This is a genomic window from Corallococcus sp. AB030, from assembly GCF_003668965.1.
GTDB lineage: Bacteria > Myxococcota > Myxococcia > Myxococcales > Myxococcaceae > Corallococcus > Corallococcus exiguus.
In genome coordinates this window covers 1-19,704 of the sequence record NZ_RAWQ01000070.1, presented here as the reverse complement: position 1 = coordinate 19,704, position 19,704 = coordinate 1, and the positions used below count along the sequence as shown (strand labels likewise).

The 19,704-nt window shown below is 70.8% G+C and carries 17 protein-coding genes; 13 read left to right on the top strand and 4 right to left on the bottom strand.

Annotated features, from left to right (window positions below; all coding sequences use genetic code 11):
* Nucleotides 1–71 precede the first annotated feature (71 nt).
* Both D7Y15_RS18445 and D7Y15_RS18440 read right to left on the bottom strand, forming a co-directional pair.
* Complete coding sequence (locus D7Y15_RS18445; protein ID WP_121753400.1) at nucleotides 72–1,547, bottom strand: hypothetical protein; 1,476 nt, start codon at nucleotides 1,545–1,547, stop codon at nucleotides 72–74.
* Between the two features lie 123 nt (nucleotides 1,548–1,670).
* On the bottom strand, nucleotides 1,671–2,165 hold the full coding sequence (locus D7Y15_RS18440) for a peroxiredoxin (RefSeq protein ID WP_120578434.1): 495 nt from the start codon (nucleotides 2,163–2,165) through the stop codon (nucleotides 1,671–1,673).
* A 127-nt stretch (nucleotides 2,166–2,292) separates the two neighbouring features.
* Here D7Y15_RS18440 and D7Y15_RS18435 point away from each other — a divergent pair, with 127 nt between their 5' ends.
* Nucleotides 2,293–4,077 carry a sigma 54-interacting transcriptional regulator gene (locus D7Y15_RS18435; protein WP_233605001.1) on the top strand — a complete coding sequence of 595 codons (1,785 nt, stop codon included), beginning with the start codon at nucleotides 2,293–2,295 and terminating at the stop codon, nucleotides 4,075–4,077.
* Nucleotides 4,074–6,698: a bifunctional serine/threonine-protein kinase/formylglycine-generating enzyme family protein gene (locus tag D7Y15_RS18430; RefSeq protein WP_121753399.1), complete on the top strand. Its 2,625-nt coding sequence runs from the start codon at nucleotides 4,074–4,076 to the stop codon at nucleotides 6,696–6,698. Before D7Y15_RS18435 ends, D7Y15_RS18430 begins: the two co-directional genes overlap by 4 nt.
* Nucleotides 6,699–6,707: 9 nt before the next feature.
* Here the strand turns inward: D7Y15_RS18430 and D7Y15_RS18425 are convergent, their stop codons facing one another.
* Nucleotides 6,708–8,300 carry an ADYC domain-containing protein gene (locus D7Y15_RS18425; RefSeq protein ID WP_121753398.1) on the bottom strand — a complete coding sequence of 531 codons (1,593 nt, stop codon included), beginning with the start codon at nucleotides 8,298–8,300 and terminating at the stop codon, nucleotides 6,708–6,710.
* A 295-nt stretch (nucleotides 8,301–8,595) separates the two neighbouring features.
* Here D7Y15_RS18425 and D7Y15_RS18420 point away from each other — a divergent pair, with 295 nt between their 5' ends.
* Together D7Y15_RS18420 and D7Y15_RS18415 are read left to right on the top strand one after the other, a co-directional pair.
* Nucleotides 8,596–10,530 (top strand): CocE/NonD family hydrolase, encoded by a 1,935-nt coding sequence (locus tag D7Y15_RS18420; RefSeq protein WP_121753397.1) that lies wholly within the window; start codon nucleotides 8,596–8,598, stop codon nucleotides 10,528–10,530.
* Nucleotides 10,531–10,633: 103 nt separating this feature from the next.
* The gene (locus D7Y15_RS18415) at nucleotides 10,634–11,710 is read left to right on the top strand and encodes an RNA 3'-terminal phosphate cyclase (protein WP_121753396.1); all 1,077 of its coding nucleotides are present in this window, start codon (nucleotides 10,634–10,636) and stop codon (nucleotides 11,708–11,710) included.
* A gap of 18 nt (nucleotides 11,711–11,728) precedes the next feature.
* On the opposite strand, the gene D7Y15_RS18410 is transcribed toward D7Y15_RS18415, so the two are convergent.
* Nucleotides 11,729–12,082 carry a hypothetical protein gene (locus tag D7Y15_RS18410; RefSeq protein WP_121753395.1) on the bottom strand — a complete coding sequence of 118 codons (354 nt, stop codon included), beginning with the start codon at nucleotides 12,080–12,082 and terminating at the stop codon, nucleotides 11,729–11,731.
* Between the two features lie 79 nt (nucleotides 12,083–12,161).
* On the opposite strand from D7Y15_RS18410, the gene sppA reads away from it, so the two are divergent.
* The 9 genes from sppA to D7Y15_RS18365 form a co-directional block, all read left to right on the top strand.
* Complete coding sequence (gene sppA, locus D7Y15_RS18405; protein ID WP_121753394.1) at nucleotides 12,162–13,853, top strand: signal peptide peptidase SppA; 1,692 nt, start codon at nucleotides 12,162–12,164, stop codon at nucleotides 13,851–13,853.
* Between the two features lie 52 nt (nucleotides 13,854–13,905).
* Complete coding sequence (locus D7Y15_RS18400) at nucleotides 13,906–14,655, top strand: zf-TFIIB domain-containing protein (RefSeq protein ID WP_158627141.1); 750 nt, start codon at nucleotides 13,906–13,908, stop codon at nucleotides 14,653–14,655.
* Between the two features lie 83 nt (nucleotides 14,656–14,738).
* A complete protein-coding gene (locus D7Y15_RS18395; protein ID WP_121753392.1) occupies nucleotides 14,739–15,341 on the top strand; it encodes a hypothetical protein in 603 nt (200 codons plus the stop codon).
* Nucleotides 15,342–15,495: 154 nt separating this feature from the next.
* A complete protein-coding gene (apbC, locus tag D7Y15_RS18390) occupies nucleotides 15,496–16,581 on the top strand; it encodes an iron-sulfur cluster carrier protein ApbC (protein WP_120579926.1) in 1,086 nt (361 codons plus the stop codon).
* A gap of 27 nt (nucleotides 16,582–16,608) precedes the next feature.
* Nucleotides 16,609–17,118: a hypothetical protein gene (locus D7Y15_RS18385; RefSeq protein ID WP_121753391.1), complete on the top strand. Its 510-nt coding sequence runs from the start codon at nucleotides 16,609–16,611 to the stop codon at nucleotides 17,116–17,118.
* A gap of 4 nt (nucleotides 17,119–17,122) precedes the next feature.
* Entirely contained in the window at nucleotides 17,123–17,578 is a 456-nt protein-coding gene (locus D7Y15_RS18380) for a hypothetical protein (RefSeq protein WP_169827851.1), read from the top strand.
* Between the two features lie 59 nt (nucleotides 17,579–17,637).
* Nucleotides 17,638–18,486 carry a 3-hydroxyacyl-CoA dehydrogenase family protein gene (locus D7Y15_RS18375; RefSeq protein WP_121753390.1) on the top strand — a complete coding sequence of 283 codons (849 nt, stop codon included), beginning with the start codon at nucleotides 17,638–17,640 and terminating at the stop codon, nucleotides 18,484–18,486.
* A gap of 23 nt (nucleotides 18,487–18,509) precedes the next feature.
* Nucleotides 18,510–19,286, top strand: coding sequence for an enoyl-CoA hydratase-related protein (locus D7Y15_RS18370; protein ID WP_121753389.1), 777 nt, complete (start codon nucleotides 18,510–18,512; stop codon nucleotides 19,284–19,286).
* Between the two features lies 1 nt (nucleotide 19,287).
* Nucleotides 19,288–19,704 (top strand): hypothetical protein (locus D7Y15_RS18365; protein ID WP_121753414.1); only part of this gene is annotated, 417 nt, incomplete at its 3' end.

Sequence of the window (19,704 nt, the reverse complement as noted above, 5' to 3'; positions counted from 1 at the left end):
CGGCCCAAGGCAGCACCATCCCCGGACGCCTGAGTCTAGCACTCCGGGTATGGAAATTGCGCAACCCCGTATCAGTGCTCCGCGTCCGCGGGCTTCGCGGCGCCCTGCTGTTGCTGGGCCACGGGCGGCGCGGCGCGCTGGATGACCGGGGGTGAGGCGTTGAGGGCTCCCACCCAGAGGCGGCCGTGGAAGCCCGTGTCGCTGGGCGCATCGAACATGGCCACCTTGCGCGGCGTGCCCGGCTCCTGGCGCAGCTCCGGGGTCGGGCTGAGCGCGAAGACGTTGCAGTCCACCTGCTCCCAGACGTTGAACCGGCAGGAGAACTGCGAACCTCGCGCGAAGCCCACCTCCAGCGCCTTCACCGGCGACGCGGGCAGCGCCTTCGTCAGCCGCCAGCCCAACGGCTCGAAGTCCTTGTTCCAGCTCACCGGCTTCGTGCGCACGTGCACGTCACCCGCGAGCGCCAGCAGCCACGTGTCCGGATTCGCCTGGCGGTACGCGATGAGATTCTTCGCCATCTCCGCCTCGCGCGCGTTGCCAGAGGCGTTGTTCGAATCGAACGCCAGCACCGTCACGGAGTGCCCCTGTGCACGCAGCCTCCGCGCCTGCTCGATGAGGCGGAGCAGGGCGCCGCTGCTGCGGCCGTCCTGATACACGCGGCGCCAGAACGAGCTGACCACCAGCAGCCGCTCCAGGTCCGGGCCGTGGCCCTCGCTGGCCAGGTAGTCGTCCAGCGCGCCCTGATCCTCCGACGGCATGGACAGCGCCAACGCCACGGACAGCTTCTTCTCCACCGCGTCGCAGAGCATCCGCGTGGCGATCTCCGGCAGCTCACGCGTGCCCAGTGGATCTCCCACCAGCACCGTGTTCCCCGCCGTGAGCAGCGGCCCCACGCCCTGCAGCGGCGCCCCGCACTTCACCGGCGGCGGCTGGGCCGTGTCGTCATCCCAGCCCTCCACCTGCACGGCGCGCACGGGCGCGTTCGTCCTGCCGCCCACCAGCTCCAGCGACGGCACCATCTCCAGCTTCGCCAGCAGCTTGCGCTCCAGGGGCAGGTCGCGCGTGCCGCGCACCATCTTGAAGCCCTCCATGTCCGGCACGCCCTCGAACGTGAAGCGCTCGAACGTCTTCCGGGAGAGGTACTTCTCCTCGTCCGCGATGCGCTCGTTGAGCCACTTGGGCTTCACCTCGATGATCGTGTCCTGCTCGCGGTAGCTCAGCCGGAAGACGCGGATGACCGACTGGCGAGGCCCCAGCGACGCTCCCTTCACGAAGTAGCGCTCGTAGGTGCGGTTGCCGGGCAGGTTCACCCCGGGCTCGTGCGCGGACGTGTAGAGCTCGTGGTGGCCCTCGCGCTCGAAGACGTCGTAGCGCTGCGACTCGAAGACGCGCCGCATGGTGAAGAGCGCCTCGTCCAGCGGGACCAGGTACACCGTCTCCTCGGTGGGGACCTCCTCGTCCTCCGGCGTGTCGTCATGGAGGTCCTTCGTCAGGCTCGCGCAGCCGCCGACGCACAACGACAGTCCCAGCAACCAGTGAAACCGCATGGCATGACCTCCGGCCCACCCGATGTGCTCCGATGTTGCTAGCGGCGGGGGTGCGGCGTCCCGGCTCCCACGGCCGGGACGACGGGAATCAGTCTACCGGGAAACGCACGGCAAACACGTGTGTCAGGCAGAACGGGTGGGAGCGGCTCCCTGGCCCGTGAGCGAGCGGACGACATCCAGCGCGTGTTCGGCGTGCTTCTTCACCTGGATTTGCGACTCGAACGCGTAGCGGATGGTGCCGCCCTTGTCCGCGACGAACGTCACCCGGCCGGGCAATAGCCCCAGGAAGTTGGTGCCCACCCCGAAGGCCTTGCGCGCCGCGCCATCCGGGTCGCTGAGGAGCCGGAAGGGGAGGCGGTACTTGGCGACGAACTTCTCGTGGGACTCCGCGGAGTCGCTGCTGATGCCCACCACGTCCGCGCCCGCGTCCGTGAAGTCCTGGTACTGATCCCTCAGGCTGCAGGCCTGGACCGTACATCCCGGGGAGTCGTCCCTCGGGTAGAAGTAGATGACCATCGCCTTGTCACCCAGCAGGTCGCGCAGGCGCACCGGCGCGCCGCCCGGCCCCTGCAGTGTGACATCCGGAACCGCATCCCCTTCTTTCAGCATCTTGGCCATGAAAGTCCCTCTCCTCCCGGGTGGGAGCATGGACCGCGCACGGCCTGACCCGCAAATCAATCAGGGCAACCGGGTTGCCCGGAATTCAAGGGCCTGGGCATTCTTTCGAGGAATGGAGCCACGCGACATGATGGACACCGAGGACTCCCGCAGGGGGCCCTCCCGCGCCGCCCCGGCGGACCGGCTGTACCTGCTGCTCCTGCAGGGGAACACCTCCACGCTGGTGCCGTTGCCCCGGGAAGGGTCGGTGGTGATTGGCCGCGCGGTGGGGGCGGACGTGGTGGTGGAGGACGCGTCGGTGAGCCGCCAGCACGCGAAGGTGGGCGTGGCGGAGGGCGAGGCGTTCATCGCGGACCTGGGCAGCCACAACGGCGTGCGGGTCAACGGCGAGCGGGTGCAGGGGACGCGGCCCCTGGACGGCGGCGACGTGGTGACGCTGGGCAACGTGACGCTGGTGTTCCACCGGGGCGAGCGGCCCCTGCCGGAGCGGCGGGCGCTGGAGACCGAAGGGCTGCGGGCCCGGCTCTCCGAGGAGCTGGACCGGGTGCACAGCTCGGGTCTGGCGGTGAGCGTGCTCGCGCTGGAGGTGGAGTCCGCGCGGGTGCCGCAGGTGGAGCTGGTGCGGGCGCTGCACGGCGCGCTGCGGTTGATGGACGGGGTGGGACAGGTGGGTGGCACGCTGATGGTGCTGCTGCCGGACCTGTCCGGCGAGGAAGCGGAAGCGGCGGCGGCGCACCTGGTGTCGGTGCTCACGCCGCTGGCCGGGCGGGGACGGGCGGGGCTGGCGTCCGCGCCGGGGGGCGGGATGCAGGGGGACGCGCTGCTGGGCTCGGCGAAGGCGGCGGCCCTGGCGGCGGCGCCCGGAGAGACACGGGTCAGCGGGCCTTCGATGTACCGGCTGGCGCTGGGGGAGCGTTCAGTGGTGGTGGCGGACGCGGCGCTGATGCGTCTGTTCGAATTGCTGCGCCGGCTGGCGGCGAGCCCCCTGCCGGTGCTCATCCACGGCGAGACGGGGGCGGGAAAGGAGAACGCGGCGTGGGCGGTGCATCACTGGTCGCCGCGTTCGGCGCAGCCCTTCGTGGCGCTCAACTGCGCGGCGCTGCCGGAGAGCCTGGTGGAAGGGGAGCTGTTCGGCCACGAGCGGGGCGCGTTCTCAGGCGCGGACCGGGCGCGCGCGGGCCTGCTGGAGCGGGCCAGTGGCGGCACGTTGTTCCTGGACGAGGTGGCGGAGCTGTCGCTGCCCATCCAGGCCAAGCTGCTGCGCGCGTTGGATCAGCAGGTGATCACCCGGCTGGGCGATTCGCGCGAGCGGCCCGTGGACCTGCGCGTGGTGGCGGCCACGCACCGCGTGCTGGCGGACGAGGTGAAGGCGGGGCGCTTCCGGCAGGACCTGTTCTTCCGCCTGTCCGCGGCGGTGGTGATGTTGCCGCCGTTGCGAGACAGGCCCCGCGAGCTGCCGTTGCTGGCGCGGGCGTTCCTGGAGGACGCCTGCGCGAGGGCAGGGCGCCCGCCGCTGCACCTGTCCGCCGCGACCATGGAGGTGCTGGGCGCGCACGCGTGGCCGGGCAACGTGCGCGAGTTGAAGAACACGGTGGAGTACGCGGTGGCCACGTCTCCGGGGCCGGTGGTGGAGCCATCGCACCTGCCGGAGTCCCTGCGGGCGCTGCCTCCACCCGAGCCGGAGGCGGTGCGCGCCGAGGAGGGCGGCACGGAGGCGCCGAGGGTGTTCCAGAACCTGGCGGAGGAGCTGCGGACGCTGGAGCGGCAGCGGATGGTGGAGGCGCTGGAGGCGACGGGTGGGGTGCAGACGCGTGCGGCGCAGCTCATCGGGATGCCGCTGCGCACGTTCGCGTTCAAGCTGAAGCAGCACCGCATCTCACCCTCACGAGGCCGGGGCGCGGCGGGTGAATGAGGAGCGAGCCGCTTCCAGCCTGGCAGCCGCCCGCGACGTTCGGGGAGTACCGCCTGTTGCAGCCGCTGGGGCGGGGCGCGATGGGGGAGGTGTACCTCGCGCACGACACGGTGCTGGACCGGCTGGTGGCGGTGAAGTTCATCGCGGGCGTCGCGCCGGATGAAGTGCAGCGCGAGCGCTTCCGCACGGAGGCGCGGGCCATCGCGAGGGTGCAGCATCCGAACGTGGTGGGCATCCACCGCGTGGGCGAGGTGAAGGACCGGCCCTATCTCGTCTCGGAGTTCTTGAGAGGGGACAGCCTGGACCGGCTGGCCCGGCCGGTGCCCTGGACGCGGGTGCTGGAGATTGGCATCGGGCTGGCGAAGGGGCTCGCGGCGGCGCATCGGCAGGGGGTGCTGCACCGGGACCTCAAGCCCGCGAACGCGCTGCTGACCGAGGACGGTCAGGTGAAGCTGCTCGACTTCGGCGTGGCGAAGCTGCTCGACGTGGCGATGGCGCCCGTCGGGCCCGTGCGCCCACCGGAAGGAGCAGGTGCCCTGCTCGTGGAGGGTGCGGCGACGGTGGATCTGCCCGGCGTGGAGGATTCGCGACGGACCTCGACCGTCGATGTGCCGAGGCAGGGGGCCGCCACGGGCCGTCCAGGGACGGCGGCCTCGGATCCTGGCCTCGCACTGCGGACCGCGACGTCGACGCCACTCCCACCGGAGCGCCTCCTCGGTCCCGCGGACCTGCTGGCCACGGGCCGCATCGGGACACCGCTCTACATGGCCCCGGAGGTCTGGCGAGGAGAACCGGCCACGGTCCGCAGCGATCTCTTCTCGCTGGGCGTGCTCCTCTACGAGCTGTGCGGCGGCCCCACGCCCGGACCGCTCGCGGAGGCCCCGCGACTCCCCCGGAGCTTCGAGCCCCTGGACGTCGTGGTCCCCGGCGCCGATGCGACGTTCGCCGCCATCCTCGCCCGCTGCCTCGCGCATGATCCGTTCGCGCGCTTCGAATCCGCGGACGCCCTGCGCGAAGCCCTGGAGTCCATCACCTCGCGCGGCGCCACTCCGGCCATCGCGCCCCCGCGTCCACGGTGGCTGCGCATCACCCGCGTGCTCGCGCTCCCGGGGCTCGCGGTGGCCATCCTCGCTGGCGGCAACTGGTGGGGCGAACGTTCCCGGCGCATCGACGCGGAGAAGGCCATGGCCTCCGCCTCCTCCATCCTCGACGAAGGCCGCGCCCTGGACACCCGCATCGAAGTCCTCCGCACGGAGGCCTTCACCGCGTTCGACACCGACCGCTCCTCCGAAGCGGAGGCCTCCTGGGCCCAGGCCCTGGAGCTGGGCGCGAAGCAGGCCCGCCGCTACGAGGACGCCAGCACCGTCCTCGAAGCCGCGCAGACACGCGTGGGCCGGGGCTCGAACCTCGCCCTGGATCAACGCGTCGCGGAGGTCCTCCTCCAGCGGATCCTCTTCGCGGAGCGCGACCGCGAAGCCGGCGTCCAGACCACGCTGACCCAACGCCTGAACGAACTGGACCCGAGCGCCCGCACGAGCCGGAAGCTGACCGCCCCCGTCCGGATGGAGCTGGACAGCGAACCCCCTGGCGCCGTCATCCAGGTTGAATCCTTCGAGCCCCAGCCCGGCGGCCCGCCGCGCTGGTCCGAGCCCAGGGCCTTCGACAAGACGCCCATGACCTCCGGCCTCACGCTGGAGGCCGGATCGCACCGGCTGACCTTCACGCTCCCGGACCGGCCGCCCGTCCACTACCCGGTCATGCTCACGCGCGGAGAGACCTTCCAGGCGAAGGTCCCCATCCCCGAACGCGTCCCGGACGGCTACGTCTACGTGCCCCCCGGCCGCTTCCTCTACGGCAGCGGCGACGACGAGACCATCCGCCGCACCGTCATCCGCACGCGCCCGATGCACCGGCTCACCACCGGCGCCTTCCTCATCGCGCGCCACGAAGTCACCTATGCGGACTGGCTCGCCTGGCTGCGCGAACTGCCCGCCTCCGAGCGCGCCGCGCGCAGGCCCCGGGGCACCAACTACTTCGGCACCATCGAGCTGCGCCCGGCCAACGACAGCACCTGGACCTTCCACTTGGAGCACGAAGGCGTCACGTACCAGGCGAGGGAAGGGGAGCCGCTGCGCTACCAGGACCGCACCCTGCGCGCCGAACAGGACTGGCGCCGCTTCCCCGTGTCCGGCATCTCCTGGGAGGACGCCCGCGCGTACACCGCGTGGCTGGATGCCACCGGCCGGCTGCCCCGTGCACGCCTGTGCTCCGAACGCGAATGGGAACGCGCGGCCCGGGGCGCGGATGGACGCGACTACCCGCACGGCCCGGTGCTCGCGCCGGATGACGCCAACTTCGACGCCACCTACGGCCGCAAGCCGCGCGCCTTCGGGCCGGACGCGGTGGGTTCGCATCCCGCGTCGGACAGCCCCTTCGGCGTGGCCGACCTGTCCGGCAACGTGTGGGAATGGCTGGTGACGGACACGAACAGCACGCCTGCGTACGGCGGCGGTTCGTTCTACCAGGACGCGCTCACCGCCCGCGCCCTCAACCACGGCGACGGCGAACCGCGCACACGCTTCCCCTTCATCGGGATGCGCGTGTGCGCGTCCATGCCCTGACGCCATGACTCAGAGATCGCGCGCCGGCAGCTGTCCCACCGCCGGCAGGTAGCCCAGCTCCCGGACGAGGATGAACCCGGGCTGGGCCTGCGTGGACGTCGCGAAGACGCCCGGCGTCAGCAGGGACCGCCACAGCTTCAGCGGCCGGCGCTGACCCGCGCTGGTGACGTCCACGGAGCTGTACACGAAGCCTTCGATGCCCTGGTCTCCGTTGAGGGGCTGGAGGGCGAAGCCCGCGAGGCGTTCACACTGGTGATCGTCCGTGAGCAGGTAGCGCCCGTTGCTGTTCGCGCACCGGTACAGCGGCTTGATGAGGCTGCCCATGCGCGTCCGGATGTCGGCCGGCAGCTTCGAGGAGAGGATGGGCCCCTCCTTGCGCTGCGGCGTGAACGGCGTCACGTCCGCCGCTCCGTCCGCATCCAGGTCCAGGTGGACGCCGGTCACGCTGCTGCCGCCTTCGATGGTCGACTCATCCACCGTCACCGCGGTGGTCGTCACGTAGCTGTTGTTGGCGACGTCCTTGAACATCACCAGCGACCGGTCGATGAAGAGCGAATAGGACACGAGCAGCGTCGAGCTGGCATAGGCCGACAGGTTCATCGATTCGCAGGGCCGCGTCGCACGCGGGGCCAGGAGGAGCTTGCGGTTCACGCACGTGGCCTCCAGGGGCAGCGTGTCCCAGCGCTTCTTGCTCAGGCACAGCGGCCGCACACCACCGCAGTCATCCACCTTCCACACGGCCTCCAGGGAGTATCCCTCCAGGGCGACCGGCAGTTTTCCTCCGTCCAGTTGGATCGCGTCGTTCGGGCCCATGAACTTCAGCGGCGTCCCGTCCAGCGTGTTGCTCCGGCCCTCGCCGCAGTAGTCCGCCGTGGCCATGCGAGTGCACAGCTGGTGGTACTCCCGCGCGACGCCCTGCGAGGACGTCGCGTTCCAGGGCGGATAGCCCCAGTCGATGCACTTGGCGATGACGCCGCCGCCCACGAAGAACGGCTGGCTCGTGCCCTCGTCCTTCGGCGCGCAGGCGAAGGTGAAGTACTCGTAGTTGGGGATCAGCTCGCCGCCCGTGGACCACGCATGCGGCACCGCGAGCGCGAATCCGCTGCCCGTGGGGCACAGCGCCTGGGGCGCCGCGTCCTCCGTGGACGCCGTCACGCGGTACTCCCAGAACGCCTTGCCGTCAGCCACGTTCTGGTCCGTGCACGGGAAGGTGGGCGCCGTGATGCCGACGTGGCACCGGACCTGATCGATGGTGAGCTTCACCGAGCGCCCCTCGAAGGGCGCGCGGAAGGACGTGCCCACGAGGCCCACCCCCTCCAGGACCCGCACCGGCATCGGGGGATTGCCACCCGTACAGATCTGGACGCCGACCAGCCGCCCGCCAGACATCGCCGCCATGGGTGGCTCGCAAACCAGCCCGGTGGGAGGCGCGGAGACCTCGATGGAGTTCAACGGGATGTTCACGTTCTCGAAGCGCCCCGAGCCGTGCAGCTTCGTTCCCTGCGCGCTGTTCACCGGCGGCGGATCCGCCTCTGCGCCCAGGGCCGTCAGGAGCCCCATCGCCAGGCACCACCGCGTCAACGTCCTGCCGCTCGCCTTCATGTGTCCATCTCCACAGGCCTTCGAATCCGTGGGGCGCACCATCGCGTCCCCGCTGCATATGGAACGGACCGTGCGCGTGAAGTTGGCTACGGATTTCTGTTTTGTGCGGAGCGCGCAAACCTTGCCGTGCATGCAAGGATTGCCGTGCCGCGCATGCGAGGAGCGTGTGCAAGCCTTGCACGCTCCGAGCGCGGCGCGATGCGGCGGGCGATCCAGCTTCCGTGCCCGGTCGGCATCGCCCAAGATGCATTTCCTTCCGAATTTCCCCCGCATTTTCCGCAAAGAGGAGGGGAGCATGGCCTTCCACCCCCGCGGCCTCGTGGCCGCGCTCGCGCTGTTCTCGCTGTCCGGTCCCGCCCTCGCGCAGGCCCCCGCCGCGCCGCCCAAGCCGCCCGCGAGTCCAGAGGATGAACGCGCCGCGTTCGTCCGGTCGCACTTCACGAAGTACGAGGTGCGCATCCCCATGCGCGACGGCGTGAAGCTCTTCACGACGTTCTACGTCCCCAACGACGCGAGCCCCCAGAAGCGCTACCCCGTGCTGATGATGCGCACGCCGTACTCGATCAACCCCTACGGCGCGGGACGCTATCCCAGGACCCTGGGCCTGCCCGGCTTCGAGAAGGAGGGCTTCATCTTCGCCTTCCAGGACGTGCGCGGCCGGTACATGTCCGAGGGCGAGTTCGTCAACGTGCGCCCCCACCGCGACACCAAGAAGGGCAAGGAGGTGGACGAGAGCAGCGACACGTACGACACCATCGACTGGCTGGTGAAGCGCGTGCCCCACAACAACGGCAAGGTGGGCATGTGGGGCGTGTCCTATCCGGGCTTCTACACGTCCGCGGGCGCCATCGATTCGCACCCCGCGCTCAAGGCGGTGTCGCCGCAGGCGCCCATCGCGGACTGGTTCTGGGACGACATGCACCGGCATGGCGCCCTCAACCTCCAGCTGGCGTTCAGCTTCTTCTCCGTCTTCGGAAAGCCCCGGCCCGCGCCCACGGATGACGTGGAGTGGAAGCCCTTCGACTTCGGCACCCCGGACGCCTACCAGTTCTTCCTGGACCTGGGCCCGGTGGCCAACGCGGACGCGAAGCACTTCCACGGGGACGTGGCCTTCTGGAAGGACATCACCGCGCACCCCAACTACGACGCCTTCTGGCAGGCGCGGAACCTGCTGCCGCACCTGAAGAACATCAAGGCGGCGGTGATGGTGGTGGGCGGCTGGTACGACACGGAGGACCTCTACGGGCCGCTGCGCACGTACGCCGCCATCGAGAAGCAGAACCCCGGCATCGCCAACACGCTGGTGATGGGCCCGTGGCCCCACGGCGGATGGATGCGCGGGGAGGGCGCGTCGCTGGGAGACGCGGACTTCGGCTTCCCCACCAGCGCCACGTATCAGGACCTGGTGCTGGCCTTCTTCAAGCAGCACCTGAAGGGAGGCCCGGACGCGGCCGTGCCGGAGGCGCTCGTCTTCGAAGGCGGCGCCAACCGCTGGCGCCAGCTGGACGCCTGGCCGCCCAAGGGCACAAAGGAGGCGCGCCTGTACTTCCAGCCCCAGGGCGCGCTGGCGTTCCAGGCCCCCAAGGCGGCGGCGCCGTCGTTCGACGAATACGTGAGCGACCCGGCGAAGCCCGTGCCGTACACGCAGGACCTGAGCCCCGGCTGGTCCAAGTCGTACATGACGGAGGATCAGCGCTTCGCCTCGCGCCGGCCGGACGTGCTCACGTACCAGACGGAGCCGCTGACCCAGGACCTCACGCTCGCGGGCCCGCTGGAGGCGGAGTTGTGGGTTTCCACGACGGGCAGTGACGCGGACTGGGTGGTGAAGCTGGTGGACGTGAACCCCGGGAAGGTGCCCGGCTGGACGAAGGAGCAGGAACAGTCCGGCGAGCACAACCGGGGCGCGCAGCAGACGCTGGTGCGAGGGGAGCCGTTCCGCGGCCGCTTCCGCGACAGCTACTCCCAGCCCAAGCCCTTCACGCCCAACGAGGTGACGAAGGTGCGCTTCGTCATCAACGACGTGTTCCACACCTTCCAGCGCGGCCACCGGCTGATGGTGCAGGTGCAGTCGAGCTGGTTCCCGTTCATCGACCGCAACCCGCAGACCTACGTGTCCAGCATCTACGAGGCGAAGCCCACCGACTTCGTGCGTGCGATGCACCGGCTGCACCACACGGCGGCCCAGCCCAGTGCGTTGAAGGTGAACGTCCTGCCCGCGTTGGACGAGTAGATCCCCGGTTCGCTCGCGCGCGGTCTGCTAGGCTGCGCGCCCGCCACCACGCGGGTGGCCCTTCACCGGGCCGCGCGCCACGACACGCCATGACGGGAGGGACATGACCGGTCACGACCGGCCCGACGCCGGGCGGGTGCTGCTCGACGGAAAGTTGGGGGAGGGGGGCGGCCACGTCCTCCGCTCCGCGCTGTCCCTGTCGCTCATCACCGGCCGTCCCTTCCATCTCAGCGGGCTGCGCGGGCACCGCGACCCGCCGGGGCTGCGTCCCCATCACCTGGCCTACGTGCGCGGCGCGGACGCGCTGAGCGGCGGCACCAGCGAGGGCGCCTCCGTGGGCTCCACGGAGCTGCGCTTCACGCCCGGCCCGGTGCGCGCGGGGGACTACCTGCTGGAGGCCGGCGCGTCCGGCAGCACGCCCCGGCTCTTCCAGTGTCTGGTGTACCCGCTGGCGCTCGCGGGCGGCGGACGGCTCACGCTGCGAGGCGCCACGCACCTGAGGGGCGGGCCCAGCTTCCACGAGCTCGTCGGCGCGTGGCAGTCGGTGGCGCGCGCATACGGGCTGCCCGTTCAGCTGTCGCTCACCCACGCGGGCTTCCTTCCGGAGGGCGCGGGCGAGTTCACCGCGGAGGTGGGCGCCCCGGCCGAACCGCCCGTGCGCGTGGACCTGCCCGCGCGCGGCGTGCTGCGGGAGGTGCGGGTGATGTCCGTCGTGGGCGGGCTGCCCTTCGCGGTGGCGGAGCGTCAGTCCCGCGCCGCGGTGGCCGCGCTGCGCGAGCGGGGCATCCTGGCGGAGGCGGACAACCGGCCGCTGGCGGTGACGCGCTCACAGGGCTCCGCGACGCTCGTGCTGGCGCAGTTCGAGCACACCGTGGCGGGCTTCACGTCGCTGGGCGAGCGGGGCCTGGACGCCGAAGGGGTGGGGCGCGAGGCGGCGGAGGCGCTGACCCGCTTCATGGAGACGGGCGGCGCGCTCGACGAACACCTGGCGGAACAGCTGCTGTTGCCGGCGGCGCTCCTGGCGTCAGGGAGGCTGGGGGCCGTGACGCCGGGCACCACGCGTTTCACCGCCGCTCGCATCACCGACGAGCTGACGGTCCAGGCGGAGGTGCTGCGGCGCTTCCTGCCGGTGCACCTTCAGGTGGATCCGGGCGGAAGCGTGGAGGTCCGCCCGGGGTGAGGGGGAAGGGCGAGGCGCTTAAGCCTCGTCCTCGGTGGCGTTGCCGCGGGCGCCGAAGGTGTTGGTGTCCGACATGTCCCTGACGGTGCCGCGGTAGGCGCGGATGGCGAAGGGCGCGGCGACGAGGAAGACGATGCCCACGAGGCCAATGGCCATCCAGGGGATGGGCGTCTCCTTGATCTGCACGTCCTTGCCGTAACCGTTGAGGTTGTTGCCCATGGCGCGCGCCTTGGCGGCGTCCTTCTCTTCCTGGGTCAACTCCTTGCGGTTCTGGAACTCCTGAGGCTGCCGGCGCTGGGGCTGCGCCAGGACAGCGCCGCCCCAGACAAGGGCGAGGACGAGGACAAGCCGGGGGAGGGAGGGGGAGGGCATGGGCCTTCAGCCTAACAGAGCCTCCCGGCGCGGGTGAACAGGGGTTGCTTCGCCCGGCGCGGGGCGTTACGGGCGGCGCATGCTCCGCCTTCCCTTCCTCCTCCTGGCGAACCTCCTCCTGGGGCTGCGACTCCTCCTGGGCCTGCCCTTTCGTCTGATGGCGGCGCGCAAAAGACCCACGTGGATCCGCTTCCGGCTCGCGGGCGAGCTCCCGTACCGCCCGCGCCCCGTGCAACGATTTCGTTTCGGCGGCGCCACGGTGGAGCCCGCCACGGTGACGTCACTGGAAGCGTTGGGCCGTGCACTCAAGGTGCTGGCCGCTGACCCGAAGGTGGAGGGCATCCTCCTGGAGCTGGAGGGCCTGGGCATCCCGGACGCCAAGCGCGAGGCCCTCCGCACCCTGCTGTCGGACTTCCAGGCCGCCGGCAAGCGGGTGGTGTCCTGGGCGGTGATGGTGGACACGGACGCCTACCCCGTGCTGGGCGCGGCGGACGAGGTGCTGCTCGCCCCCATGGGCCGGGTGGAGCTGGTGGGCTACGCCGCCGAGGCCACGGTGCTGGGCGAGGCCTTCGGACGGGTGGGCATCCACGCGCACTTCGCGCGGCGCGGCGACTACAAGACGGCGCCGGAGCTCTTCACGGACGGCAAGGTGTCCGACATCCAGCGCCAGACGTTGGAGTCCTTCCTGGACGAGCGCTACGCCGTGCTGGTGGAGGCCATCTCCAGCGACCGGGGCAAGACGCCGGAGGAGGCGCGGGCGCTCATCGATTCGGGGCCCTACAGCGCGAAGCGGGCGCTGGAGGCGGGGCTGGTGGATGGGCTGGTCCACGAGGCGGACCTGGGCGCCCACCTGGGCCTGGAGGCGAAGAAGGACGAGGAGCCCCCGGTGCCCACGTATGACGCGTACCTGGCGACGCTCGCGTTCCCGCCGGTGAAGTGGCGCCGGCTGCGCCGCAAGCCCCGGCTGGCGGTGGTGGACGTGGCGGGCATCATCATCCCGGGCAGCGGCGGCGCGGGCCGGTTCGCGGCGGCGGACTCGGTGGTGAAGGCGCTGCGGAAGGCGGGGAGGGATCCGCGCGCGAAGGCGGTGGTGCTGGCTGTGGGGAGCCCCGGCGGATCAGCGCTCGCGTCCGAGCAGATATTGGAAGCGGTGAAGCGCGTGGCGAAGCAGAAGCCCGTCATCGCGTACGTGGATCAGATCTGCGCGAGCGGCGGCTACATGGCGGCCATCGGCGCGAAGGAGATCTGGTCCGCGCCCCATGCCGTCGTGGGCTCCATCGGCATCTTCGTGGGCAAGTTCGAGTACGGCGAGCTGCTGGAGAAGCTGGGCATCCACCGCACCACGCTGGCGCGGGGCGAGAACGCGGCCTTCTTCTCCTCGTCGCGGGGCTTCACGCCGCACGAGCGCGCCGCATTGGAGCGAGAGGTGGAGGAGGGCTACCAGTCCTTCCTGGAGCTGGTGGCCCAGGCACGCGGCCGGACGAAGGAGGAGATCCACCAGCGCGCGGAGGGGCGCGTCTACTCGGGGCTGCGCGCGAAGGAGGCGGGGCTGGTGGACCGCATCGGAGGCTTCGAGGAGGTCTGCCGCCACGCGCTGGACGAGGCGCGCGTCCCGTCGGACGACTTCGAGCTGGTGCGCTACGGTGACGCTCGCGCGAGGCTGTCGCTGCTCAAGCTGCTGATGGGCGCTGCGCACCCGGCCACGTACGCCTTCTGCACCACGGCGTGGAGCCTCCAGCGCTCCAGGGCCTTCCGCCGGTTCGACGATTGAGAGCGGCGTCGCGCCCTTTCACTGGGAGAGTCGGACCTTTAGCATGCGCGGCATGGCCCGCTCCTGCCCGGTCTGCCCCAGCCAGCCCATGAACGTCGTCCATGCCTCCGACGTGGAGGTGGACGTCTGTCCGCGCTGCCACGGTCTGTACTTCGACCGGGGAGAGCTGGAGCGCTTTCCGGACCGGCCTTCGCTCAAGCCGCTGCTGACCGCGGCGAGGCAGGCCGCATCGCGCTGCCGCACCGGCGGGCACCTCGTCCCGCGCGCCATGGCCGTCTGTGCCACCTGCTCCGGCGCACCCCTGGGCTGTCCCGGCTGCGGCGCGCGGCTGGCGATGGTCAACGCACGCGTGTGTAACGTGGACCTGTGCACTCACTGCGGCGGCACCTGGCTGGACGCGGGCAAGTTCGAGGCCCTGGAGAAGGCCGAGGTGACGGCCCCCAAGCCCACGCCCGCGACGTCCAGGGGCTGGGAGGTCGCCGCGGCGACGGATGGGGGCGCGGACCCATGGAAGGGTCCAGGCTCCACGGCCGCGCTGCCGCCGTCGGACTCGCCCACGGGCGGACTGGGCGTGCTCTCCCCGCTGGCCTGCGTCCATTGCGGCATCCAGGTCTCCGTGCCCCAGGCGTACGCGTTCAACGGCGACCTCTACTGCCGCGAGCACCGCCCGAAGGGCGCCGTGTCGGGCAACAGCCTTCCCAGGGACCGGGACCCGTCCAACTACCCGAACCTGGAAGCCGCGTCGGACGGCGTCGACCTGGCGGACATCGTCGTCTGGCTATTCCGGCTGCTGCGCCGCTGACCGTTCGTCCGCGGGAGCACCAACGGGGCGGACGTCCGGGCATTGCCGGCCCCGGAGCCGGCGTCTACCCTGCCGCGCCAGTGATGACCCGTCTTGCCCCCTTGAGCCTCCTGTTGCTGGGCACCGCCTGTGCCACCATGTCCCGTGAACCGGCCTCGGTCGCGGAGGCGTACGCCAAGGCACTGGAGGAGAACCGGCTGTCGGACGCCTACCGCCTGACGACCGGCACCCCGGAGGGCGAGGGGGCCTTCCTGGACGAGTACTCCGTCGAGGCCGCCCGGAAGGAGCGCGCCGCCGCCGTCCGGGCAGGCTCGGGGGTGCTGGAGGCCCGGGCCCCGTCCGTCACGCTGGCCCGCCAGGGAGAGGACTGGCGCGTGGTGGAGTCCCGCCCCGCGGACGTGCCCCGAGCGGCGCTGAAGAGGTTCCTGGACCAGGTGGAGTCCCGCGACTGGAAGGGCGCATGGGGCCTGCTCGCCTCGCCGCTGAGGGCCCGCTACACCCCGGAGCGCCTGAAAGAGGACTTCGAGCGCGAGCCCCTGGCCCGGGAGCGCCTGCGCCGAGCCCGGCTGGCCCTCAACACCCACGTGCGCGTGGCGGCGGGTGAAGCGCTGTTCCCCCTGGGGGGCGAGCGCGCGGTGCGGCTGGTGCTGGAGGATGGCGAGTACCGGGTGGCAGCCATCGAATGAGGGCCAGAAGCCGGGCGCGATCCAGTGCTGGAGGAAGGCCGGGCGGCCTCCGGACATGTGCGTTAAACGACGTTGACAGCCCCCGGAGTGCTGGCAATCTCCGCCCCCCTTCGAGCGTGCAAGCGCCCGTTTTCAAAAGGTTTCAGGTGTTCCGATGAGCGTGTCCCAGGCCGATGTGATGACGGCCATGTCGAAGGTGATCGACCCCGAGCTGCACGTCGACCTGGTGAAGGCCGGCATGGTGAAGGACGTGCGCGTCACCGGCGACACGGTGAAGTTGAAGATCGAGCTGACCACGCCCGCGTGTCCCATGAAGGGGAAGATCCAGGCGGACGCGGAGGCGGCGCTCAAGGCGGTGCCGGGCCTGAAGTCCTTCGACATCGAGTGGGGCGCCCAGGTGCGCGGCGTCGCCGGGGGCTCCGGCGGCGGGGCGCTGCTGCCGGGCGTGAAGAACATCCTGCTCGTGGGCGCCGGCAAGGGCGGCGTGGGCAAGAGCACGGTGGCGGTGAACCTGGCCACGTCGCTCGCGCAGCACGGCGCCAAGGTGGGCCTGCTGGACGCGGACTTCTACGGCCCCTCCGTGCCGCTGATGACGGGCACCGCGGACAAGCGCCCGGTGAGCCCCAACGGCAAGACGCTGGATCCGCTGGTCGCCCACGGCATGAAGATCATGTCCATCGGCTTCCTGGTGGAAGCGGATCAGGCGCTCATCTGGCGCGGCCCCATGCTCCACGGCGCCCTCATGCAGCTGGTGCGCGACGTGAACTGGGGGGAGCTGGACTACCTCATCCTGGACTTGCCCCCGGGCACGGGCGACGTGGCGCTGACGTTGTCCCAGTCCGTGCGGGCCGCGGGCGCGGTGCTGGTGACGACGCCGCAGGACGTGGCGCTGGCGGACGTGGTGCGCGCCAAGCAGATGTTCGACAAGGTCCACATCCCCGTGCTGGGCATCGTGGAGAACATGAGCCAGTTCATCTGCCCGCACTGCAACAAGAGCACGCCCATCTTCAACCACGGCGGCGGGCGCAAGGCGGCGGAGATGTTCGGCATCCCATTCCTCGGGGAGATCCCGCTCGACCTCAAGGTGCGTGAGGCGGGAGACTCCGGCGTGCCGGTGGTGGTGGGGCACAAGGACAGCCCGGAGGCGAAGGCCTTCCAGGACGTCGCTCGCGCGATCGCGGGCCGCGTGTCCGCGCAGTCCATGAAGAGCGTGCCCCTGCCGGTGATGCAGGCCCGGTAGGGCTCAACCGAAGTGTAAGGAGACCGCATGGCCCCGGCCGGCAACGACGACCTCCCGCCTGATCCGCTGTTCGATGACGACTCGGAGCAGCAGTCCGGACGGGAGAACCGCTCGGGCGGCTTCGTGCCGGACTTCGTGCGGCGCATGGCGGTGGCCGGCATGGGCGCGGTCTTCATGGGCGAGGAGGGCATCCGGGCCCTCGCCGGCCAGCTCAAGCTGCCCAAGGAGGCGCTGGGCTTCCTCCTGTCCCAGGCGGAGAAGACCAAGGACGACATCAGCCGCGTCGTCACGGAGGAGCTGCGCCGCTTCATGCAGTCGGAGAAGCTGCGTGACGAGTTCCTCAAGCTGCTCTCCGGCATGACGGTGGAGGTCAAGGCGCAGATCCGCCTGGTGCCGTCGGAGAAGGCGGAAGAGGCGCCCGCGCCGGAGCATCCCCCCAAGGCCAGCAAGAAGGCCGCGGAGGCGCCCACCGCGCGCGTGGTCATCACGGACGTGAACGCGCGCCGGCCGGCCTCCAAGCGCTCGAAGCGGGAGTAAGGACGTGGCGGAGGAAGTCACCGCATCGCCCGCGCCGGAAGCCCCAGCGCCTCCCGCTCCAGAGAAGCCGCGGCCTGGCTGGCGCACACACCCGCTGCCCAAGCGGCTGGCGCTCATCGCCATCGTGGCGGTGGGGCTGTGGCTGTGGAAGGCCACGGACCTGCCGGAGCGTCAGCTCATCTTCCAGTTTACCGGCGACGGCTGGAGCAGCGTGCGCGCCGTGGACCTCCAGGTGGTGGACGACGAGGAGCACATCCTCAAGCGCGAGGAGCTGTTCTTCGCGAACGGCCCGCCCCCGGAGGTGACGTTCAAGATGCGCCTGCCGGAGGGCACCGTCCGCGCGCTCCTGTTCGTGAAGGTGGAGGGGCGCGAGCCGCGCGTGCGCCTGGAGGAGCGGCTCACGGTGGGCGAGGGTGAGGCCATCGTCCGCCAGCTGCGATTGCCCGCCGCCAGTCGTTGACCGGCGTTGACCCTCCTGGGGGCGTGCGTTATGGCCGCCGGCACAGGAGAGAAGACGCCATGGCAACGGAACACATCGTCGTCGTCGGTGCAGGGCAGATGGGCGCGGGCATCGCGCAGGTGGCGCTCCAGGCGGGCCTGCGCGTGTCGCTGGTGGACGTCAACAAGGACGGACTCGCCAAGGGCGCGGACCGCATCAAGGCCGGCCTGAAGAAGCTGGTGGAGAAGGGCAAGCTGGACGCGGCGAAGCAGCAGACCGCGGAAGCCAACCTGGCCACCTTCACCAACGCGCGCGACGCGAAGGACGTGGACGTCGCCATCGAGGCCGTCACGGAGAACGAGGACCTCAAGCGCCGCATCTTCCTGGAGCTGGACGAAGTGGTGCGCCCGGGCGGCATCCTCGCCACCAACACCTCCTCCATCCCCATCACCCGCATCGCCGCGGCCACGAAGCGCCCCGAGTCCGTCATCGGGATGCACTTCATGAACCCGGTGCCGGTGATGCAGCTGGTGGAGCTGATCCGCGGCGCCGCCACCAGTGACGAGACCTACGCCACCATCCGCACGATGGCCGAGCGCATGGGCAAGACGACGGTGGTCTCCAAGGACTACCCGGGCTTCATCGTCAACCGCATCCTCATCCCCATGCTCAACGAGGCCTGCTTCGCGCTGATGGAGGGCCTGGGCACCGCGGAGGACATCGACACCGCGATGAAGCTGGGCACCAACCAGCCCATGGGCCCGCTGCAGCTGGCGGACTTCATCGGCCTGGACACGGTGCTCTACATCGCCGAGGTCCTGCACAAGGGCCTGGGTGACTCCAAGTACCGCCCGTGCCCGCTGCTGCGTCAGTACGTGGACGCCGGCTGGTACGGCAAGAAGTCCGGCCGCGGCTTCTACAAGTACTAGCCCTCTTCAGGAGCCACACGCACATGGACTACCAGAACATCAAGTTCGAGAAGGACGGCGCGCTCGCCATCCTCACCGTGGACCGGCCCAAGGCGCTCAACGCGCTCAACAGCGCCACGTTCCACGAGATGGACCACGCGCTGCGCTCGCTGAAGGAGGACACGCGCGCGCTCATCGTCACCGGCGGCGGGGACAAGTCCTTCGTCGCGGGCGCGGACATCGCGGAGATGTCCACCATCAGCGCCGCGCAGGCCCGTGAGTTCTCCGCGCTGGGGCACCACGTCTTCGCGTCCCTGGAGAACCTGTCCATCCCCACCATCGCGGCCGTGAACGGCTTCGCGCTGGGCGGAGGACTGGAGCTGGCCCTGGGCTGCGACCTCATCTACGCGTCGGAGAAGGCCAGGCTGGGCGTGCCCGAAGTCACCCTGGGCGTCATCCCGGGCTTCGGCGGCACGCAGCGCCTCACGCGCCTGCTGGGACGTGCCCGCGCGAAGGAGCTGCTCTTCACCGCGGACCGCATCGACGCGGCGAAGGCGAAGGAGATCGGCCTGGTCCTGGAGGTGCTGCCCGCGGACAAGCTGATGGAGCACTGCAAGGCGGTGGCCGCGAAGATCCTCAAGAACGGCCCGCTCGCGGTGGCCCAGGCCAAGCGCGTGGTGGAGTACGGCGCGGATCAGGACCTGCGCGCCGCCAATGAGCTGGAGCGCCAGGGCTTCGCGGTCCTCTTCGGTTCGGAGGATCAGCGCGAGGGCATGGCCGCGTTCCTGGCCAAGCGTCCGGCCAACTTCCAGGGCAAGTGACGTGAAGCACGCGGTCGCGGCCGGGAGCCTGATGTGCTTCCTGGCCGCGCCGCCGGCCCGGGCGGAGGAGGTCTCCGAGCAGGAGCCCCGCGCCCCGGCCCTGGTGTCCTGGAAGCGCACGCTGTGTCTCTACACGTTGTGCTTCCTGGAGCCCGCCATCCCGGACCTGCGCCGCGAGTGGGGCGATGGCGCCCACTGGGTGCTGTCCTGGCCCATCCACCCGTGGGCCACGCCTCCGTTGGACGTACCCGGTGTGTTGGGTCCCACGCTCATCCTGTCGCCCTTCGTGGAGCCCCAACTGAGGCTGCGGCCGTCCACCTTCCGCATGCTCGCCGGGGCTCGCGTGTATGCCTTCCCGGACGCGTACCGCTTCGGCGTGCTGGCCGAGGGGGCGGGCGTGTGGGGCGGAGACGGGAAG

Coding starts and splice junctions, on each gene's coding strand:
- D7Y15_RS18445 (WP_121753400.1), bottom strand. CDS start 1,547: ATGCGGTTTCACTGGTTGCTGGGACTGTCGTTGTGCGTCGGCGGCTGC.
- D7Y15_RS18440 (WP_120578434.1), bottom strand. CDS start 2,165: ATGGCCAAGATGCTGAAAGAAGGGGATGCGGTTCCGGATGTCACACTG.
- D7Y15_RS18435 (WP_233605001.1), top strand. CDS start 2,293: ATGATGGACACCGAGGACTCCCGCAGGGGGCCCTCCCGCGCCGCCCCG.
- D7Y15_RS18430 (WP_121753399.1), top strand. CDS start 4,074: ATGAGGAGCGAGCCGCTTCCAGCCTGGCAGCCGCCCGCGACGTTCGGG.
- D7Y15_RS18425 (WP_121753398.1), bottom strand. CDS start 8,300: ATGAAGGCGAGCGGCAGGACGTTGACGCGGTGGTGCCTGGCGATGGGG.
- D7Y15_RS18420 (WP_121753397.1), top strand. CDS start 8,596: ATGGCCTTCCACCCCCGCGGCCTCGTGGCCGCGCTCGCGCTGTTCTCG.
- D7Y15_RS18415 (WP_121753396.1), top strand. CDS start 10,634: ATGACCGGTCACGACCGGCCCGACGCCGGGCGGGTGCTGCTCGACGGA.
- D7Y15_RS18410 (WP_121753395.1), bottom strand. CDS start 12,082: ATGCCCTCCCCCTCCCTCCCCCGGCTTGTCCTCGTCCTCGCCCTTGTC.
- sppA (WP_121753394.1), top strand. CDS start 12,162: ATGCTCCGCCTTCCCTTCCTCCTCCTGGCGAACCTCCTCCTGGGGCTG.
- D7Y15_RS18400 (WP_158627141.1), top strand. CDS start 13,906: ATGGCCCGCTCCTGCCCGGTCTGCCCCAGCCAGCCCATGAACGTCGTC.
- D7Y15_RS18395 (WP_121753392.1), top strand. CDS start 14,739: ATGACCCGTCTTGCCCCCTTGAGCCTCCTGTTGCTGGGCACCGCCTGT.
- apbC (WP_120579926.1), top strand. CDS start 15,496: ATGAGCGTGTCCCAGGCCGATGTGATGACGGCCATGTCGAAGGTGATC.
- D7Y15_RS18385 (WP_121753391.1), top strand. CDS start 16,609: ATGGCCCCGGCCGGCAACGACGACCTCCCGCCTGATCCGCTGTTCGAT.
- D7Y15_RS18375 (WP_121753390.1), top strand. CDS start 17,638: ATGGCAACGGAACACATCGTCGTCGTCGGTGCAGGGCAGATGGGCGCG.
- D7Y15_RS18370 (WP_121753389.1), top strand. CDS start 18,510: ATGGACTACCAGAACATCAAGTTCGAGAAGGACGGCGCGCTCGCCATC.